11 protein-coding genes are annotated in these 20,326 nt (G+C 60.1%); 5 read left to right on the plus strand and 6 right to left on the minus strand.

Features of this window, described 5'->3' with window-relative positions; translation table 11 throughout:
- Window positions 1–84: 84 nt before the first annotated feature.
- The 3 genes from KVG95_RS08645 to cbiE are packed head-to-tail and all read right to left on the minus strand — an operon-like array spanning window position 85 to window position 3,111.
- Complete coding sequence (locus tag KVG95_RS08645; protein ID WP_217855689.1) at window positions 85–813, minus strand: cobalt-precorrin-6A reductase; 729 nt, start codon at window positions 811–813, stop codon at window positions 85–87.
- Window positions 810–1,907 (minus strand): cobalt-precorrin-5B (C(1))-methyltransferase, encoded by a 1,098-nt coding sequence (locus KVG95_RS08650; protein WP_217855691.1) that lies wholly within the window; start codon window positions 1,905–1,907, stop codon window positions 810–812. The genes KVG95_RS08645 and KVG95_RS08650 overlap by 4 nt, the downstream gene beginning before the upstream one ends.
- Entirely contained in the window at window positions 1,900–3,111 is a 1,212-nt protein-coding gene (gene cbiE, locus KVG95_RS08655) for a precorrin-6y C5,15-methyltransferase (decarboxylating) subunit CbiE (RefSeq protein ID WP_217855693.1), read from the minus strand. The genes KVG95_RS08650 and cbiE overlap by 8 nt, the downstream gene beginning before the upstream one ends.
- A 144-nt stretch (window positions 3,112–3,255) precedes the next feature.
- Between cbiE and cobG the strand changes: the two genes are divergently transcribed.
- From cobG to KVG95_RS08680, 5 genes are all read left to right on the plus strand, one after another.
- Entirely contained in the window at window positions 3,256–4,578 is a 1,323-nt protein-coding gene (cobG, locus tag KVG95_RS08660; protein WP_302470495.1) for a precorrin-3B synthase, read from the plus strand.
- A complete protein-coding gene (locus tag KVG95_RS08665; protein WP_217855697.1) occupies window positions 4,571–5,197 on the plus strand; it encodes a precorrin-8X methylmutase in 627 nt (208 codons plus the stop codon). The genes cobG and KVG95_RS08665 overlap by 8 nt, the downstream gene beginning before the upstream one ends.
- Entirely contained in the window at window positions 5,197–5,928 is a 732-nt protein-coding gene (locus KVG95_RS08670) for a precorrin-2 C(20)-methyltransferase (RefSeq protein WP_052965857.1), read from the plus strand. The genes KVG95_RS08665 and KVG95_RS08670 overlap by 1 nt, the downstream gene beginning before the upstream one ends.
- Window positions 5,928–7,631 (plus strand): precorrin-3B C(17)-methyltransferase, encoded by a 1,704-nt coding sequence (cobJ, locus tag KVG95_RS08675; RefSeq protein WP_217855699.1) that lies wholly within the window; start codon window positions 5,928–5,930, stop codon window positions 7,629–7,631. The genes KVG95_RS08670 and cobJ overlap by 1 nt, the downstream gene beginning before the upstream one ends.
- Before the next feature lie 576 nt (window positions 7,632–8,207).
- Window positions 8,208–15,293 carry a TcdA/TcdB pore-forming domain-containing protein gene (locus tag KVG95_RS08680; RefSeq protein WP_217855701.1) on the plus strand — a complete coding sequence of 2,362 codons (7,086 nt, stop codon included), beginning with the start codon at window positions 8,208–8,210 and terminating at the stop codon, window positions 15,291–15,293.
- 70 nt (window positions 15,294–15,363) lie between these two features.
- Here the strand turns inward: KVG95_RS08680 and KVG95_RS08685 are convergent, their stop codons facing one another.
- The 3 genes from KVG95_RS08685 to purD form a co-directional block, all read right to left on the minus strand.
- Complete coding sequence (locus KVG95_RS08685) at window positions 15,364–15,960, minus strand: MarC family protein (protein ID WP_017336334.1); 597 nt, start codon at window positions 15,958–15,960, stop codon at window positions 15,364–15,366.
- Between the two features lie 64 nt (window positions 15,961–16,024).
- Complete coding sequence (locus KVG95_RS08690) at window positions 16,025–18,802, minus strand: hybrid sensor histidine kinase/response regulator (protein ID WP_217855702.1); 2,778 nt, start codon at window positions 18,800–18,802, stop codon at window positions 16,025–16,027.
- 99 nt (window positions 18,803–18,901) lie between these two features.
- Window positions 18,902–20,197: a phosphoribosylamine--glycine ligase gene (gene purD / locus KVG95_RS08695; RefSeq protein ID WP_038978776.1), complete on the minus strand. Its 1,296-nt coding sequence runs from the start codon at window positions 20,195–20,197 to the stop codon at window positions 18,902–18,904.
- Window positions 20,198–20,326: the final 129 nt, after the last annotated feature.

The raw sequence follows: 20,326 nt of genomic DNA on the forward strand, positions 1-20,326 counted from the left end.
ATCGAATATAGAGTTGAAGCGCTTGCCGGGAACAGTCGGCCCTCTCCTGGAAAGTTGTCGGCAAAGTCGCAAGGTCGTGCAGGCTCAGGAAATGTCTGACACTGACAAAGCCGCCAAGACGTCATCCACCGCCCCAAACTCCCGCTCAACTCCCGGCAACACCGGCCGCTTCAACACCAGCACCGGCACTCCACGCTCTCGCGCCACTTCCAGTTTCGGTTCAGTCGCGGTGCTGCCGCTGTTTTTGCTGATCAGCACATCGATCTGCCGACGCTCGAACAGCTCGCGTTCATCCTCGATCAGAAATGGCCCACGCGCGCCGATCACTTCGCAGCGCTCATTCCCGGGATAAACGTCCAGTGCACGCAACGTCCAGAATTGCTCTGGCGGGATTTCGTGCAGGTGCTGCAGCGGTTCGCGTCCGAGTGTGAACAGCGGTCGCCGGAAGGGTTTGAGCGCTTCGATCAGTTCGGCCCAGTCGCTGACTTCGCGCCAGTCATCCCCGGCTTGTGGTTGCCAGGTGGGACGGCGCAAAGCCCAGCACGCAATGCCGCTCAACTTCGCGGCGGTGGCGGCGTTCTGGCTGATTTGGGCCGCGTAGGGGTGGGTCGCATCCAGCAGTAGATCAATGCCTTCATCCCGAATGAATTGCGCCAGACCTTCAGCGCCGCCATAGCCGCCAACCCGAACCTGGCAGTTCAGATCCGTCGGCACACGACCGACACCGGCGAGGCTATAGATGTGTTCCGGCCCCAGAGTCCGGGCGATGGCCAGGGCCTCAGTGACGCCGCCGAGCAACAACACGCGCTTCATTGAAATACTCCTGCATGGCCGACAATCCCGCCCTGGCGATCGATGGCGAATACTTCGACCTGAACCTGCGCCGGCACCACGCTGCGGGCAAAGTCCAGAGCGTGTTGACACACTGCGTCACCGAGAGCGATCCCGGCAGCGCTGGCCATGGCCAATGCCTGCTGACTGGTATTGGCTTCGCGGATCGCCTGTTGCAGCGCCGCATCGGCACCGACCGCCGCGGCCCATTCGGCCAATTGCGGCAGGTCGATGCTTGAATGCCGACTGTGCAAATCCATATGCCCGGCCGCCAGTTTGCTGATCTTGCCGAAGCCGCCGCACAGGCTGAGTTTATCCACAGGCACTTTGCGCAAATGTTTGAGCACCGCGCCGACGAAGTCGCCCATTTCGATCAGGGCGATTTCCGGCAAGTCGTAGACTCGGCGCATGGTGTCTTCGCTGGCGTTGCCGGTGCACGCGGCGATGTGTAGGTATCCGTTGGTTTTGGCGACGTCGATGCCCTGGTGGATCGAGGCGATGTACGCCGCGCAGGAGAATGGCCGGACGATGCCGCTGGTGCCAAGGATCGACAAGCCGCCAAGAATCCCGAGTCGCGGGTTCATGGTTTTCAGCGCCAGGGCTTCACCGTCCTCGACGTTTACCGTGACCTCGAAGCCGCCCGGGTAATCAAGCTCCTCGGCCAGCAGCGTCAGGTGCTCGCTGATCATTTTGCGCGGCACCGGATTGATCGCCGGTTCGCCGACGTTCAGCACCAACCCGGGCCGAGTGACGGTGCCCACGCCCCGGCCGGCGCTGAAGCGAATGCCCGGCTCGCTGTGCAGGCGCACCTGGGAAAAGAGCAGGGCACCGTGGGTCACGTCCGGGTCGTCGCCGGCGTCCTTGATCGTTCCGGCTTCGGCGCCGTTGTCCATCAGTCGACAGAATTCCAGGCGCATCTGCACCCGTTTGCCTTTGGGCAAAATGATCTCGACGGCGTCTGCTTCCACGCCACTGAGCAGCAGGCGTGCCGCCGCGAGGCTGGTGGCGGTGGCGCAGCTGCCGGTGGTCAGGCCGCTGCGCAGCGGTGCGGGTTGTTCGGCGGTTTCGTCACGCATCGAGGGGTTTCGTCACGTCCAGCAAGGTAATCGGCAGCGCCTGCCGCCAGGTGTCGAACTCGCCCAGGGGTTGCGCCTGAGCGACGTGGATGCGGGTCAGTTCACCTCCATGCCGTTCGCGCCAGGCCATCAGGGTCACTTCGCTCTGCAGGGTGACGGCGTTGGCAATCAACCGGCCACCGGGTTTGAGTTGCGCCCAGCATGTGTCGAGCACGCCTTCGCGGGTGACACCGCCACCGATGAAAATCGCGTCCGGGCGTTCTAGCCCGTCCAAGGCTTGCGGCGCTCTGCCGCGAATCAGTTGCAGACCGGGGACGCCCAAGGCATCGCGGTTGTGTTCAATCAACAACTGTCGCCCCTCATCAGCTTCGATCGCCAGCGCCCGGCAACTCGGATGAGCGCGCATCCATTCAATGCCGATCGAACCGCTGCCGGCGCCGACGTCCCACAGCAGTTCGCCGGGTGTCGGTGCGAGACGGGCGAGGGTGATGGCGCGCACGTCGCGCTTGGTCAGTTGGCCGTCGTGCTGGAAGGCTGAGTCCGGCAGGCCGGCCAGTCTGGACAGGCGCGGCGTGTTCGGTTCGGCGATGCATTCGATGGCGATCAGGTTCAGATCGGCGATCACCAGCTCGCTCCAGTCATTGGCGATACCCTCAATGCGTCGTTCGGCTTCGCTGCCCAAATGTTCCAGCACGGTGAGGCGACTTGGCCCAAAACCGCGCTCGCGCAGCAACGCCGCGATGGCCGCCGGACTCTGGCGATCGTTGCTCAACACCAGCAAGCGCACACCACTGAACACATGGGCATTGAGCGCGGCGATGGGGCGGGCGACTACTGAAAGCGTCACCACGTCCTGCAACGGCCAGCCCAGGCGAGCGGCCGCCAATGACACGGAAGACGGGGCGGGCAGGATCAGCATTTCCGCACCGGGCAGTTGCCGCGAAAGGCTGGCACCGACGCCATAGAACATCGGGTCGCCGCTGGCCAACACACACACCGGCTCGCCACGCAGTGCCAGTAATGGTTCAAGGGAAAACGGACTTGGCCACAATTGCCGCTCGCCACGAATGCACACCGGCAACAAATCCAGTTGCCGCTGGCCGCCGAAGATCCGCGAGGCGCCCAGCAGGGCGCGACGGGCATTCTTGCCCAGGCCCTTGAAGCCGTCTTCACCGATACCTACTACTGTCAGCCAGGGTGACATCTGCCGTCCTCAAAAAAAGTCCACAAACGGACTGTTCCGACGGGCAGGCTTTTCATGCCGTCGGACAAAGCAGGCATAATACCGCGCCTTCGCCCGCGAAGCGCCTTTCCCACACAGCCGGTCGCCCCTTTGAACGAACGCCCGATGTCCACCGCCTTACGCCCCTCGGCCTGCCCGGGGTTACTGCGTATTGTCCCGGCGCTGGACGGCGGCATCTGCCGGATCAAATTGAACGGCGGCTGGATCAGCGCCGCCCAGGCTGAAGCGGTGGCCAGCGCGGCCGAGCGGTTTGCCGGGGGCGTGATCGAGGCGACCAACCGCGCCAATCTGCAGATTCGCGGGATTGGCAGCGAGCAGACGGCCTTGATCGACAGCCTGCTCGCCGCAGGATTGGGCCCGCGTACCGCGGCAGGCGACGATGTGCGCAATCTGATGCTCAGCCCGAGCGCCGGGATCGACCGGCAGATGTTGCTCGATACGCGCCCGCTGGCCGAACAGATCCTCACCAGCCTGCAAAACCATGAGCGTTTTCACCAGTTGAGCGCCAAGTTTGCCGTGCAACTCGATGGCGGCGAAGGCCTGGCGATGCTCGAGCATCCTCACGACTTGTGGTTGAGCGCCGTTGAGCAAGAGGGCGAGTGCGTGCTGGCCTTCGGTCTGGCGGGTTGCCCGACGCAGACTCCGTCGGGCGCGGTGCGACTGGAGGACGGCCATGCGCTGGTGATCGCGGTGCTTGAGTTGTTCCTCGATCTGGCGCGTTCCGACCAGACGCGCATGCGTCATCTGCTGGCCGAATACCCGGTGGCCGGGTTTGTCGCTCAAGTGGCCGAACGTGTGCCGTTATTGTCCACCGTGAGCGGGGCGCGCGTTACGAACTCGAACGTTCTGCACTCGAGTGTTCTGCATGTAGGCGCTCATCCTCAGCGTGAAACCGGCCGTGTCTATGTCGGCGCGACGCCGCCTCTGGGCCGGCTCGATCCCGCCATGCTGCGGGGCGCCGCACAACTGGCCCGCGAACGAGGTGACGGCAGCCTGCGTTTCACACCTTGGCAAAGCCTGCTGTTGCCCGATATCCACGAACGCGATGCCGCTGAAGTTATCCACAGCCTGGAAAACTTGGGCCTGCGCTGTTCGGCAGACGATGCCTTGGCGCATCTGATTGCCTGTACCGGTTCGGCGGGTTGCGGCAAAGGTCAGTCCGACACCAAAGGCGATGCGCTGCAACTGGCGACGTTGTTGCAACGTCACGGCCAAGTCTTTGATGTGCATCTGTCTGGCTGCGCGCGTTCCTGCGCGGCGGCACACATTACGCCAGCGACGTTGCTGGCCGTCTCACCCGGTCACTACGACCTCTATTTTCGCGACGCAGCTCAGCCGGGTTTCGGCGCGCTGCACGCACGCAACCTTACTATTGAAGCGGTCGCGGCCTTGCTCGACGCCCGCTCACGGAGCCCCCTTGATGCTTGATTACATCCGCGACGGTCAGGAGATCTATCGCAACTCCTTCGCGATCATTCGCGCCGAGGCCAACCTTGCGCGTATTCCGGCCGATCTGGAGAAACTCGCGGTGCGGGTGATCCACGCCTGCGGCATGGTCGAGTCCATCGACGGGCTGCAATTTTCCGAAGGCGCCGGCAAGGCCGGGCGCGATGCGTTGGCGGCTGGTGCGCCGATTCTGTGCGACGCGCGGATGGTCAGCGAAGGCGTGACCCGCGCGCGTTTGCCGGCCAATAACCCAGTGATCTGCACACTGCGCGATGACAGCGTCCCGGAGCTTGCCCGCGAGTTGGGCAACACCCGTTCCGCTGCCGCGCTGGAGCTGTGGCGTCCGCACCTGGAAGGCAGCGTGGTGGTGATCGGCAATGCGCCGACCGCGCTGTTTTATCTGCTGGAAATGCTCGACGCCGGCGCGCCGAAACCGGCGCTGATCCTCGGCTTCCCGGTGGGTTTCGTCGGCGCCGCCGAATCCAAGGCGATGCTCGCGGCGGACAGCCGTGGCGTGCCTTTCGTCATCATGCAAGGCCGGCTGGGCGGTAGTGCCATGGCCGCCGCCGCCGTCAACGCCCTCGCCACGGAGATCGAATGATGCAGCAACCTGGACGTTTGATTGGCTTGGGCGTCGGCCCCGGTGATCCGGAACTGATTACTGTCAAAGCCTTGCGCCTGCTGCGCGAGTCGCCGGTGGTGGCGTACTTCGTCGCCAAAGGCAAGAAAGGCAACGCCTTCGGCATCATCGAAGCACACCTGCAGGACGCACAAACCCTGCTGCCGCTGGTTTACCCGGTGACCACCGAAGCGCTGCCGGCGCCATTGTCGTACGAACAAGTGATCAGCGATTTCTACGATGCGGCCGGCGAAGCACTCGCCGCGCATCTGGACGCTGGCCGTGACGTGGCGGTGATCTGCGAAGGCGATCCGTTCTTCTACGGCTCTTACATGTACCTGCACGATCGTCTGGCCGAACGCTATGAAGCCGAAGTCGTGCCGGGCGTCTGCTCGATGCTCGGCGGTGCGTCGGTACTCGGCGCACCGCTGGTGTATCGCAATCAGAGCCTGTCGGTGTTGTCAGGTGTGCTGCCCCACGAAGACCTCAAGCGGCGACTGGCCGATGCCGATGCCGCGGTGATCATGAAACTGGGGCGCAATTTTCCCAAGGTTCGTCAGGTGCTCGAAGAACTCGGTCTGGCGGAGCGTGCGCTGTACGTTGAGCGCGCGACCATGGCCAATCAGAAAATCGTGCCGCTGGATCAGGTCGAGCCGATGTCCTCGCCGTACTTCTCGCTGATCATCGTTCCCGGTGAAAGGTGGCAAGGCTGATGGCCCATTCCGCTCCGGCGATTGTCATTCTCGGCAATGGCAGCCTCGCGACCGCCCGCAAGATTCAGCAGGTGTACCCGGGCGCATTGATCCATGGATTGGCCGAACGGGTCGAAGGCGCGGACCGTGTTTATCACGAGTTCGGCGCGACCCTGCGCGAACTTTATCAACAGGACACGCCGATCATCGCGCTGTGCGCCGCCGGGATTGTGATCCGCACCCTGGCGCCGTTGCTGCTGGAAAAAGGTGCCGAGCCGCCGGTGCTGGCCGTGGCCGAAGACGGTAGCGCAGTGGTGCCGCTGCTCGGCGGTCTCGGCGGGGTGAATGTCATGGCGCGCGAGATTGCCGCTGGCCTCGACGTCGCGGCGGCGATCACCACCAGCGGTGAATTGCGTTTCGGCACGTGCCTGCTCAATCCACCCAGCGGCTATGCCTTGGGCGATCTGGAATTGGGCAAGCGCTTCGTCTCGGACTTGCTGGCCGGTGAACACGTGCGCATCGAAGGCGCTGCGCCCTGGTTGGCGCAAGCACAATTGCCGCAAGATCCTCAGGCGCATTTGTCGATCCATGTCGGCAGCGCCGAACGGCCGCCGGCCGCCAATGAATTGTTGATCTACCCGCGCAGTGTGTTGTTGGCAGTCAGCGCCACGATGGCGGATTTGCCCCAGGCGATTCGCGCGGCGCTGCGTCAGGCGCGAGTCGCCGTTCAATCGCTGGCGTGCCTACTGGCGCCGGTCTCGGAGATGGCCAGCCCGGCGTTGCGCGAAGCGGCGCTTGAACTGGGGGTGCCGCTGCGTTTTGCCTCCCCCGCCAACGATGCCGGCGAGTTGGCTCGCACGGCTGTTCCCGACGCGACAATTCTCCCGATTGACGCGAACCTGGCGCTGGCAATCGCCGAACAGCCCCTGGACGTTACGCAGATCGGCCGCCCTCGCGGTCGGCTGGCGGTGATCGGCCTGGGCCCGGGTGCTGCCGAATTGAGGGTGCCTGCGGTGAAGGCCGAACTGGCCAAAGCCACGGATGTGCTTGGCTATGAAACCTATGTACGCATGGCCGGCCCGTTTCGACCGGATCAAGTGTTGCATTGCACCGACAACCGCGAGGAGATGCAGCGTGCCCGTCACGCCTTCGAACTGGCGGCCCAAGGGCGTTCGGTGATTGTGGTCTCGTCCGGTGACCCCGGCGTGTTCGCTATGGCAGCTGCCGTGCTGGAAGCCTTGCACGAGTCGAGTGAGCCCGCCTGGCACAGCGTCGACCTGGAGATTCTGCCGGGGGTTTCCGCTTCTCTGGCGACCGCCGCTCAGGCCGGTGCGCCGTTGGGGCATGACTTCTGCGTGATGTCGCTGTCGGACAACCTCAAGCCGTGGTCGATCATCGAGAAGCGTCTGGACCTGGCCGCCGAAGCCGATCTGGCGCTGGCTTTCTACAACCCGATTTCCCGCTCGCGGCCGTGGCAGTTGGGCCGTGCTCTGGAAATCGTCGCACAGCATCGCACGCCTGAAACTCCAGTGGTTTTGGGCCGTGATATCGGCCGGCCCGGCCAGACGCTGCGGGTCACCACACTTGGTGCGCTCACGCCGGAGCAAGTGGACATGCGCACCATGGTGCTGATCGGTTCGTCCACTACCTGCGTGTTCCCCCGCGCCGACGGTGGCGACTGGGTCTACACACCGCGCTGGTATGGCAGCAAACCCCTCTGCTGAACCCTGGCGGCCCGTTCGGGCCGCCTTCATCACCTGAATCCCGTTATTTCCCCGATTGTTACGGCATTTGTGCGCGTAAGCCTGTTCGGTCATTTGAGTGGGATTGGGGTTGTCTGTCCAGGAAGAACTTTGATCCTGCGTTGTAGGAAGTTTCACTTTTATGTCGGTGTTCTTCAGGTGTTACAACTCATAACTTAAGACGAATGTTACAAGGTCCGGCTTATGGTGAGCTTTTTCAGGGCTTTAATGTGTATGTCATTAGTAAACGAGGCTGTGTGCGTTAAGTCTGTAACAGTGAATGTGCTGTCTGCTTTGTAATTAATTGAATTCGTTGTTGGTTGAGCAATATTTGGGTGGTGGGTTAGTTTGGTTTTGGGTTTTTGGTATTAGTTGGTTTTAGAGAGTTTATGGTGTTCTCTCGATATTAAGTGATGTCGGCGTTTATCCAAGAGTGGCGGCGCCTTTTTGTATTGTTGCATATCGGTGGAATGCACGAGTGTCTGAGTGCGCGTGTGGAATCATCATTGTCTAGAGTCGATCCCGACTATTTATATACGATAAATGGAAGTGTTGTTTATGAGTGAATCCAAGTTCTCGATTGCGGATGGCTATGTCGATTTTGTGGGGCTGTTTAATCGGGAGGACCTTGAGCAAGCCTTAATATCGCACAAGGGCACCGATCAATATGATGCAGTGTTCCGATATTACTTTGGTTGTTTCAATGTGCCGGATTCTTCCCGGTTGTTGGAGCCGTTAGGGCTGCTCAAGCAAGCGTTGGGGGCCTTGGAAGGAGGTACCCGGCGCCGTCGTGCGGCAGAGTCGGAAGCACCCATGAGTCCTGGTGTCGCGGGGAATCCTGATTTGGCGGAAATCTACAACAGAGTGGAGGGGTTCGAGACACGTCTGTACAACGGCCTCGAACAACTGAAGTTACCCGCCACCGACGTGCCGAAAAATCTGCATTTTGTCTGGCTTGGGGGTGGTGTCGGGGAGATTCAGCGCGATTACATCAACATTTGGAAGCAGGTGATGGCCAAGGAGGGCTACGGGCTGAACGTCTGGTATGACAGTGATGGGTTGCTGGTTCACGAAACCAACCGAATCATTGTCGAGGCGGCAAAGGCTGATGTGTTGTCCAGAGAAGGGCAAAAGGTTACCTCCGGTCATGATTTGGCCGATCTCTACGAAGAGCGAGCCACGGCGTTGAAGCGCCAGATGTATATGCACATCAATCAGGCGACCGAACTCGGTCTGAGTGCTGATCAGGCGCGCATGGACTTACTGGTTCGCGGCTATGGTCAGGACGAGACAATTCTGCAAGCCCTGCGGGATAAAAACGCTCAAGTCATGGCCCGTCTCAATGATGAGCACATCCGCTTGCGCGATGTTCATGAACTCCAGGCATTCGCTCGATTGGGCGATTTCTATAACCGTGAAATGTCTTTGCGCGGCAATCTCGCGGCGGCCTCGGATATTGTGCGGGTACTGGTGGAATACGGCGAAGGAGGGATCTACAACGACGTAGACTTTTTGCCGCCGCTTGCTTCGAACATGGCGGGTATTGAAGTTAACAAATTAGAGTTCGACGCACGACTCGGTATTTTGCAGCTGTTAATGGACCACAATGCTGACTGGATGCCGGGCCGTCAGAACGTGCGCAGTCGCTATGCCGACTATATCGAGCGAATCCCCGCGACGCACCGCGAGGCCTTGGAATGGTTTGCCAAAAGTTCGCCTACGTTGGAGCAGGTGTTTGTTCCATTCAAGGATCGCTCTGTTCGGCCCAATAGTTTGCGGTTGGCGATGATCGATAACGGCGAATCCAATGCGCTGATTGTTAGTCATCCCGGGTCAGCTGCGCTGGAAGCCATTATCGAGCGCTTCGAAATCCACCAGCGTGTGCTGCTGGCGGTTGAACTCGAGGCCGACAAGCACAAAATCAAATACTACGAAAGCAATCGCATCTATGAATTGACAGAGAAAGTATTAAATACGGATTTCGATATCTTCGACCAAAAAGCTGGCGACGAAGATTTTCAGGCCACTGACTTGTGCAGGGGGATAAGCGATTACTTCAGTGATGGCATCCGCCCCCAAGCCCAGGGCTCGATATTCTTGACGGGGCCGGGAGCTGTGCGGGCCGGTCTATTGGACTTCGAAAGCAAGCACTTGACGCCGTGGGGGGCTGATGCATTTCGGGATGCCGTACGGTTGCGCACCGGGTTCAACAGCGCTACAGAGGAGGATAGGGACCACTCGTGGAAAGAAAACGCTGGGAACATGGAGGCCTGGCTCGAAACGGAACAAAAGCGCTGGACCGACGGCGAATTGAAAGCCCGTTACAAAGGAAATATGGCAGAACTGCTCAAGCGCCAGAGCATTGATTTCGATGCAGGCTGGCCGGTGATCGAGGGGCGTCATGTACTGTCCGCCGACCTGTTGCAGCATCTGGCCGATGAGTTGGGTGAACCGTTCATGCGCATGATGAATCGTAGCCATAACGGTGCGGTGACCTTCGACAAGGCTGTACCGCTGAGCTTCGATGATCGCCAATCGATTCTCGCCCAAAGCGCCGATGCGCTACCCCCTGCATCGTTGGGCGATCCGGAGATGCAAAAGTTGTCGATTGATGAACTCCTGAGCGGAATCGCCAAGGGGACTGTTCACGTGACTCAGTTGAGCCCCTTGCAGCGCCTGCTGCTTGCAGCCCTGACTGGCGCGCAGGCATTGGATAACCAGAGCTTCGACGCGGCTCGCCCACAGCTGGAGAACCTCGCCAATAGCCTCAGTGAACTGGGGACGGCGGGTCGCTACGCGAAGATCGAACACGCACTGTACCAACGCCAGGCTCCGGCGTTTCTGGCCGGGCTTGCCAGTCCTGCCGATCATCCGCCAGCCCATTCCGAAACCGCCTTGGGGTTGAAAAAAAATGCGCTGGAGCAACCACTGACTTTGCGTCAATGGGGCAAGCACGTCGCCAGAATCCAGCAGGTGGCGAAACTTGAATTCCGTGATCAGGTTGCCGAGCGCGTCGGGGTTGTTATGGGCGGCATTGAAGCGGCCACCACCAAGCTTGTACCGCAAGATTTAATGCTTCATGGCACAGGGGATGCGTTGGGTGGACGTTGTTATCCACTGGCCTTGGTGATGGCAGCGGCATTGTCGGAGGGGAAGGCTGCGACCAACACGCTGCGCGAGCGATTCTATCTGGGGGTTATCGAACCTGAGACAAGCGATTCAGCCATTTTTCTACACAGTCTGGAAGCGTTGCGTGGCGTGCAAATCAGCGAGGTGGGCAGCGCGCTGGCGCGCTCGGATCTGAATCAGGTCGTCGACATTCTGAGCACCAGAACAATCACCAGTACGTTGATGCTCAACTCCGATAATCACTCCATGCTCGTGGCCAAAACCATTGAGGGCGAACACAGCACCTATCACTTTTACGACCCGAATTTCGGTGTTTTAGAGTTCGATCAACCGGCCGCGTTCAGACTGGCACTGGAGCAGTTCTTCCTTGAACAGAAGATGGCCGGACCCTACGCAGCCTATGGCGATACGGCGCATCCGACCTTCGATCTGATCGAGCTGGAAGGCGCGCGGGTGTCGGAGGTGGCATTGCCTGGCGCAATTCGGGTCTCGCAACTACTGCAACCCGGCACATTGCCGGGAGAGTCGCGACGCCCGGTGAGGCCGCGTCTGGCCAGTGCCCGCGGTCAATCATTGATGAGTAACTCTCGTCTGGGCAGTTGTCTGCTGGAACTGGACGGTCATTGGTGGGGGCAACAAATCGAGCAAGTGACATCCCGCCTCCGGCAGCAAAATCAGCTGGCACCACAGCTTGTGCCGTTGTTCGAAACCCTGGAGGTCATGCCGGACGGGGCCTACCGGATGAGCCTGATCAACCCTGAAAACCCTGAACACCTGGTACGAATCACCACCGACGACCATCGGCTCTTGCGTATTAAAAACTACCTCTCGGAACGTTTTTCAGCCTTGGCCAACAAATCATCTGTCCCGGGGGATCTGGTCGATCCCACTGATGTGGGTAGCGTTCACACCCTGAACGCCGGCTTCGCCATTCAAGCGCTGATGAATGCGCTGAGGGGACAGGAAGGGCCGGACAAATCCCTGACAATGGCTGTCCGGTTGCACGCCTATGTCAATTACGCGCAATTGGTGCATGGCAACGTGGCCGATGTAGCGGGCCTGGTGGGTCTGGTCCGGCAGGCGCTGGCTGAAGAGAAACTGATTGCCCGTACCGTCGCCCCAGTGGTCAAAGCCGCTGTGGGGCCGAGCGTGGGCGAAGCGACCGGCGGACTGTTGCAACTGGCGAATGTCGGGTTCGACATTTATCAATTGGCGACTGCGGAAAATGATGTCGAGCGAGCCCAGTTCGGGACGCAATTGGCTTTCGACTCGGCGAGTCTGGTGTTGTCGGTGGGCGCTTACGCTGCCGGCGCCACAATCGCCGGGGCGTTTCTGGGCGGGGCAGCCGTGATTCTGGGGGGGCTGGCAGTGGGATTGGCGGCAGTGGTCAAGGGCTTCGCCACCATTGCCGAAGAAGCCAAACAGGTCGGGCTGTTTTTCGATGAAATCGAGAAGGCTCATCGTCAAGGCTATCGATTCGACGGCGCTTTAGCGGCGTGGGTACCGCACTCATCGCTGATCGTCCAGGCGCTGGATCTGGCCGCCGGCAAACTGCTGCTCGACAGCCCAAAACTGTACCCGCTGCGCGACCATTTCGGGGTACCGACCTTTGACGGCGATTACGAGCGGGCGATCAACATTCGTCGGGAACTGGATCTGCCTAGCCAGATAAAATTCACTCCGCCCACCGGGCAGATCATCGTGCTGCCCTGCACACCACAAACCTGTTACAGCTACGAGTACAAGGCGCTGCCCTTCGCCACGCTGCGCCATGACCCCGGGTTCGACACGGCCCGGCGCCTGGAGAAAAAGAAAACGGACGGCGGATGGCTGTTCCTGTTTTCCTTCTATTCGTTTCCGAGTGAGTACATTCTTTATCGCCTGTTCCCGGTCTATACGCCGACAGTGATCGATGTGCTGCTCGATGCCGTCGAGCGCTCGCTGGTGATACCCGTTCTACCGCCGGCATGGCACGGGAAAGTCGCCTATCGGATTCAGGGCGCCGGCAAGCAATGTGCCTTGGTGCTCAATCCCGGGGTGAGTCTGACACTTGAGTCACCCAGCATTACTACTTCTCGATGGGTGCTGGAGGCGTCGTGGGCCAACGAGAGCGATGTTGTTCTGGAGGGAGCGGCGGGCCTGCAGATCGGTACCGTCAAGGTGGAGTTCAAGGGCCGAGGACTTCATGACGTCCTGATCCGGATCGCCAACAATCAGCTGTTCCAGCTTGATCGCGGAAAACGGCAGATGAACCTCGTCGAGCAGGATGTGCCTTCGGGCATGGATCGGCAGACGTTGCAGGAACATCTCAAGGGACTGGCTCAGGAGCATCGTTTGGTGATGCCGTATACGCCGGTTCATCACTATCTGATTCCGTACGAGAAACCGAGTGAGCCCCGTCACACCACCGCCTGGTACGACGCGAAGGAGGAACGCTTCCTGTACATCCGCAGCAAGGATGTACTCGCCGCTGATGAAGCGCTGCTAGGAGCGGTGGCTGGCGGCTACGGCTATTTCTACGAACCGCAGGGTTTCGTGATTTGGCAAGTCGACGCGGTCACCGGATTGCTCAGTTATCGTTATCGGATACTGCCTAAAGACACGGGAGCCACCATCAAGAGCATTGAGGCGGACGCGCAGGGGGTGATTCATGTCGTACAGGAAATTGCTCGCGAAGATCAGACCAGCGATGTGTTGGTGTACGTGATCCATGACGGGCAACTGCTGCTGAGTTCGGTCACCCGCGACATGGATCCGGGGCTGGAATCAGTCTTCAGTGCCAGCGACACACTGGCTGACTGGTCGCAGGTTCTTGGCAGCTATTACGTTCTTAGGCCTGTTATTGACGATGATGACGTTTCCAACGTCGACTGGCAGCCGGCGCCCTTTGTTTCAGTCTGCTGGAAGTTCGAGGCGAACGCGCGGGACATGGCCTGGGTTCGCGACAGTGACCATCTGATCATCCGTCCCTCTCCACGGCGCCACCGCGGGCGCGGCTGGGCCGATTCGATCAAGAACATGACTGATTTGACGTTGCTCACACCAGCGGACGGCAGCGATGTGTTTGTCATCTACGACAGGCTCAGGCAGCAGCTGTGCCGTAAGCAACGCACCCTGGTGGAGGGCAAAGGACAGTGGTCCGAAACATGGCGACAGCCTGCGAACCTGCAGAATGTCGAGGCAGTCCAAGGCGGGTACCTGGCGCTGACGTCGGAGGGCCTGTTCTTCAATCTGACTCCCCAGGGGTACCTGACGCTGGGAGGTCTTGGCGAGTCGTGGTTAAAGAATCGGATGCACTGGTGGTCCGCATTGGAACCGCTTGCCCGGCAGTACGCGGCTGAGAGCTTTGCCCTGGTCGGCCTGAGCAACTTCAACGATAACGCGAAGTTGTGCGCCTGGTACGTCGGCAATCGATTGTTGCTGGCTGATCTGGGCCATGGCAAAGAAGTGCGCCTGCTCAGCGTTACCCCTGATAGCGAAGCCGCCTGGTTATTCGATGTTTCGAGCGGCGAAGTCTATCGTCAGGCGTTCATCGATCCGCAGCGGCTGGAACCTGCATTTGGCGAAGGCTCGCGTTTGCTGCGTGCTGATGCGCTACCCGCCGCCGAGCGTGAATGGGCGCCCTGGCAGTTTGCCGAGGTGACGGTTGAGGGGGGCGGACTGCGCGGTACCACACTTGAAGGCGTGATACTTGAGCTGCGTTATCAAGAACCGGCATTGATCACCGGCGTCACCCATGAGTGGGTCATGTCTCAGGAGGGGCGAGCGCACGAAAACCTCAAAGAATTGGCGGACAGCCAACCTCATGCGGCACTGCTGTTGGTAGAAGACGTCGGCAGTCTTACATGGTTCGTAGTCGATACCGAACGTGTGATTCGTGTGCCAAAGGCTGCGATTCCAGAATCCTTCGAGCTATTGGGAACGCAACAGCAAACCAACGTATTGCTTCATGAAGACAAGAATGGACTGCTGCTGACTTATCCGGGCATGGGGCATGCCGGGCCACTCAGTTATGTCTGGCTTAATGCCGAGGTACTGGTCATTGAAGGCCAGATGAAGGTCGGCGATGTTCTGCCGCTGATGCCGGACGATGTCACGACCTTGATTCTGCGGATGGGGCAAGGTGCGGTGAGTTACCGCTTGTCGAAGGCTGCCTGGCTGCGGCTTGAGTTGGTCATCCTCGACTGCCGGCATTCGCTGGGCAATGCGCAAACGATTCCCGGCAAGTTGATCTGGGATCTGGATAATCCTGAAAAGCTGTTGCTAAGCATCGTTCAGGAACATCTGGTGATCATTGACCCGGACAGCGGGCACAGTGTGATTTTTCGTGAAGTGTATGCGACGGATGTCACCTTGCGTGGCGAAGCTTTGCTCGGGTTCGAAGGGCATCGACCTTATGCCGTTTCGACACTGGTGCAGAGGCTGGTCGCTCGGCAGAGCATGCATGACAGTGCAACGCTGGGTGAACTTCTAACGGTATCGACTACTGAGTGGGAAAGCAGTCTGGTGGGATAGTCTTGAGCTCGCACCGATAAAGAAGGCCGCGAAAGATTCTGTTCGCGGCCTTTTACTTTCGTCAGTGACTTCAGGGCACCAGATAGCCCTTCACCCCGGTAAAAATAATCTGCGCCGCCAGCGCGCACACGAACAACCCCATCAACCGACTGACAATCTGCAAGCCCTGATCGCCGAGAATCCGTTCTATCCGGTTGGACAAGTAAAGCACCACGCCGACCGTGAAACTGGCCAGGGCAATACTGAGAATGGCCGTCAGCTTGTCATCCCAATGGGGCTGGCTGACGCCCATCACTAACAGAGCACCGATGGTGCCGGGGCCGACGGTCAATGGAATGGTCAGCGGGACGATGGTCACGTCCTGCTGCACATTGTCGGTCTGCACCGCCGATTTGCCTTGAGCCATGCCCAGCGCCGAGATGAACAACACGCTACCGGCGCCAATGCGGAAGGCGTCCACGGTGATGCCGAAGACATTGAAAATTACCCGACCGAAGAGGTACAGCAAGACGCTCGAAACCAGCGTGGCAGTTGCCACTTTCCAGGCCAGGCGTCGTTGCTCCTTGCGCGAATAGCCGCGGGTCAGGCTGATGAAACAGGACAACACGAAGAACGGGCTGTAGAGCACCAGCATCTTCAGGTAAACGCTGAACAACACGTGGAGCATGGTGCAAGCTCACTGGCGAGGGAAGTCGAGGGGGAGTCTATCAGGCGCTGCGGGGGCTGTCGGCTCAGGAGGTCTGAACCGCTGCACGGTTCTGCTGATCACGCTGGGCAACCCAATGCTCGATCAGGTCGCGCAACTGCGACAGCTCGACCGGTTTGGCCATGTGCCCGTCCATGCCCGCCTGGCGCGCGCGCTCTTTGTGCTCGGCGAGGATGTGTGCGGTCAACGCTACCACGGGGGTGCGAATCCGCTGGTTGCCGACTTCCCAGGCACGTAGCTGCTGGGTGGCGGAGAAACCGTCGAGAATGGGCATTTCACAGTCCATCAGTACCAGGTCGTAGCGCTGGGCTTTCATTGCCTGCAAGGCTTCTTCACCATTGCTGGCGGTGTCCGGTTGCAGGTTGAGCTTGCCCAGCATGCCGCGTATGACCTTGGTCGAGATGCTGTTGTCTTCGGCCACCAGGATGCGGAAATCGCTGGGCACCTTGACCGGAAGGGTCGGGCCGGTGGGCAGCTGCTGTGAAACGGAAAGGCCTTTGTTGCGCTGGTTCAGCTCGTCCGCCAGCGTGGTCTTGAGGGTATAGCCGGCCACCGGTTTGGCGAGAATGCGTTTGATCCCGGCATTGCGCGCGATGATCTTGCTCGGGGCATTGCTGATGCCGGTGAGCATGATCAGCAGAATGTCATGGTTCAGGCTCGGGTCTTCCTTGATCTTGGCGGCCAGTTGCATGCCGGTCATGCCGGGCATGTTCTGGTCCAGCAGGACCACGTCGAAATAATCGCGCAGATGGGCCTTGGTGCGCAGCAGCGCCAGGGCCTCCTTGCCGGATGGCACGGCGCTGACATTCAAGCCCCAGGCGCTGCACTGCTGCACCAGCACCTTGCGACAGGTGTCGTTGTCGTCCACGACCAGTACGCGTGCGCCTTGCAGCGGGCTGTCCAGGTCCGACGTCGGATGTTCGAGACGGTCCGGGTCCAGTGGCAGGGTCAGCCACAATGTGCTGCCCTGGTTGGCTCCGCTCTTGATGCCGAACTCACCCTGCATCAAACGGATCAGCTGACGGGCGATGACCAGCCCAAGATTGCCCCCCAGGCTGGTAGCCGAGAGAAAATGCTTGCTGTGCAGTTCGGCATGCATCAACGCGTCGCGTTCTTCCGCCTCCATGGGCTGGCCGCTGTCCTGCACGGCGATGCGCAGCCGCGGTTTGGCGCTGCGTTCATCCAGGGCGACGACGATCAGAATCTCGCCTTCGTCGGTTTTCTTCAGGGCGTTTTCCAGCAGGCTCAGCAGGGTCTGGCGCAGGCGTGTCGGATCACCACTGATGACGCGTGGTACTTGCGGCTGGATAAAGCTGATCAGCTCGACGTTCTGCTGTTCAGCCTTGGCGCGGAAGATGCTCAGGCAGTCTTCGATCAGGGCGTTGAGGTCGAACTGCACGTCGTCCAGTTCGATCTGTCCGGACTCGAGTTTGGAGATGTCGAGAATTTCGTTGATCAGTGTCAGCAACTCGTTGCCGGCGCTGTGGATGGTCTGCACATAGTCGCGCTGCTTGACCGACAGCGGTGTGCCCAGCAGAAGTTCGGTCATGCCCAGCACGCCATTCATCGGGGTGCGGATTTCATGGCTGATCTTCGCCAGAAATTCGGCTTTGGCGTTGATCTCGGCGTTGCTGGCGGCCAGATCGCGACTGACGCTGAAACGGTCTTCGGTGATGCTGCGCTGTCGCTCGCCCAAGGCAATACTCATCAACAGGCCACTGATACAGATAAACACCAGCAGAATAATGATCAGGCCTTGCGGAGCGACAAGGGTCAGCCCCTGCAGTGCCGGCAGGATAATCAATGTGCCGAGGTTGAATACCACCATGGCCGCCACGAACAGGCGCGCCGGGCGATAACCTTTTTGCCAGTGATGGGCACCGACGAACAACATACTCAGGCCGGCCAGGGCAACCAGGGCGTAGGTGATGAGGTTCAGCGGCAGCGTGTTGACGAACAACAACAGCAGGCCGCAGGCCACGATGAACAGGATATCCCCCAGCAGCAGCTTGTTTAGCGGGTGTGGGCCGAGCGGGGCGAAGAAACGGTAGGCGAACATCAGGCCGCAAGGCGCGGTCATCAGCAAGGCGAGGTAGGCACCGGGTGTTTGCACGGCGGACCAGTTCGGCAACCATGGCCGGGCCAGGTTCAGCAGCAACACCAGACTGAGCAGCAACAATCCTTCGCACGCCGCCAGCCAGAGGCTGCTGCGTGAGCGGGTGTAGATGTAACGGGTCAGGTTATGCAGGATCAGCATCCCGAGGCAGCCAAAGAGCAGGCCGTAGATCAGCGTCAGGTTCTGAGTGGCCGCGGTCATGACCGCCGATTGCAGGGTGATATAAGGCCGCAACTGGTGTTCGGAGACCAACCGCAAGTAGACGTCGAGGGTTTTGTCGCTTTGTGGCAGCGGCAACATGAAGTCGCTGCTGGGGAGGGGGCGCGTAGTCTGGAGTTGCCCGCCACCGGTATTCAATTGATCGATCAACTGGTCGCCGTCGAGCACATACAGATTGAGGTGCGACAGGTCCGGTGCAAACACTCGCAGCAACTGTTCATGCTTGCCGGGCGCGAGCCTGAAACGCAGCCATAGCGCACCCTCGGGCGCGGCCGCGGTGAGGCGCTCGAGTTCGATGGGGCTGAATTGATTGGTGTAGCGGCTGGAGCGGATGTCGCTCAGCTGCAGGTCGCCTTGTTCGTCGAGCAATACCGCCCAGCCACTGCCTTGCGCGGCTTGGGCCGGGAGCATGCAGAGCAAGGTCAGCAGAGTGACGGTGAAGCCTATGGCAATCCTGAGCCAGCGCACGGCGAAATCCCTTCGTAGGTTAATGCCAAAGTATAACTATGCGCGGCGCCGGAATAGTCAGGCAAGGGCCGCAAGCCCTTGCCTGGCCGAATGGATGGCTTATTCCTGATTTTCGCCACGCTCGCGGGCAATGGCGCGGTAGCCAATGTCCTTGCGGTAGAAGCAGCCTTCCCAGTCGATTTTAGCTGCCAGTTTGTAAGCTTGCTGCTGGGCTGCATCGACACTGGTGCCCATGGCGGTTGCGCACAGCACCCGACCACCGGCGGTCACTACCTGACCGTCCTTGAGCGCAGTACCGGCATGGAAGACTTTGCCTTCCAGTGTCGCGGCTGCATCCAGGCCGTTGATCGCAACGCCTTTGGCGTAGTCACCCGGGTAACCGCCAGCGGCCAATACGATGCCAACGCTCGGACGTGGATCCCATTGTGCTTCGACCTTGTCCAGCGCTTGCGCCAGGGCTGCTTCGACCAGCAACACCAGGCTCGACTGCAAACGCAGCATCACCGGTTGGGTCTCAGGATCGCCGAAACGGCAGTTGAATTCGATAACTTTTGGATTCCCCGCCTTGTCGATCATCAGGCCGGCATAGAGGAAGCCGGTGTAGACGTTACCTTCCTCGGCCATGCCACGCACGGTCGGCCAGATCACCAGGTCCATGACCCGCTGATGGACTTCAGCCGTGACGACCGGTGCCGGGGAGTAAGCGCCCATGCCTCCGGTGTTCGGGCCGGTGTCGCCGTCGCCGACGCGTTTGTGGTCCTGGCTGGTGGCCATTGGCAATACGTTCTTGCCGTCGACCATGACAATGAAGCTGGCTTCTTCGCCGTCCAGGAACTCTTCGATCACCACGCGGGAACCGGCATCGCCAAATGCGTTGCCTGCGAGCATGTCGCGCACCGCGTCTTCGGCTTCGCTCAGGGTCATGGCCACGATCACGCCTTTACCGGCGGCCAGGCCATCGGCCTTGATCACGATCGGTGCGCCTTTTTCACGCAGATAAGCCAGGGCTGGCTCGATCTCGGTGAAGTTCTGGTAGTCGGCAGTCGGGATCTTGTGGCGAGCCAGGAAGTCCTTGGTAAAGGCTTTCGAACCTTCCAGCTGAGCAGCGCCCGCGGTCGGACCAAAGCAATCCAGGCCACGGGAGCGGAACAGATCGACGACACCGGCGACCAGCGGTACTTCCGGGCCGACGATGGTCAGGGAAACATTTTTCTCGGCAAAGTCAGCCAACTGCTCAAGAGCCAGCACGTCGATAGCGACGTTCTCGCACTTGGCTTCAATGGCGGTGCCGGCGTTGCCCGGGGCAACGAAAACTTTCTGCACGCGCGGATCCTGAGCCACTTTCCAGGCCAGGGCGTGTTCACGGCCACCGCTGCCAATGATCAAAACATTCATTTCAAAAACCTCGGATGACGCTAATTCTGGATAGCACCGTTGGTGCTTTGTGTGGGAGCGGGCTTGCTCGCGAAAGCGGTCTGTCAGTCACATCTATGGTGGATGTGCCGCCGTCTTCGCGAGCAAGCC

The organism is Pseudomonas farris, from assembly GCF_019145235.1.
Classification (GTDB): Bacteria; Pseudomonadota; Gammaproteobacteria; order Pseudomonadales; family Pseudomonadaceae; genus Aquipseudomonas; species Aquipseudomonas farris.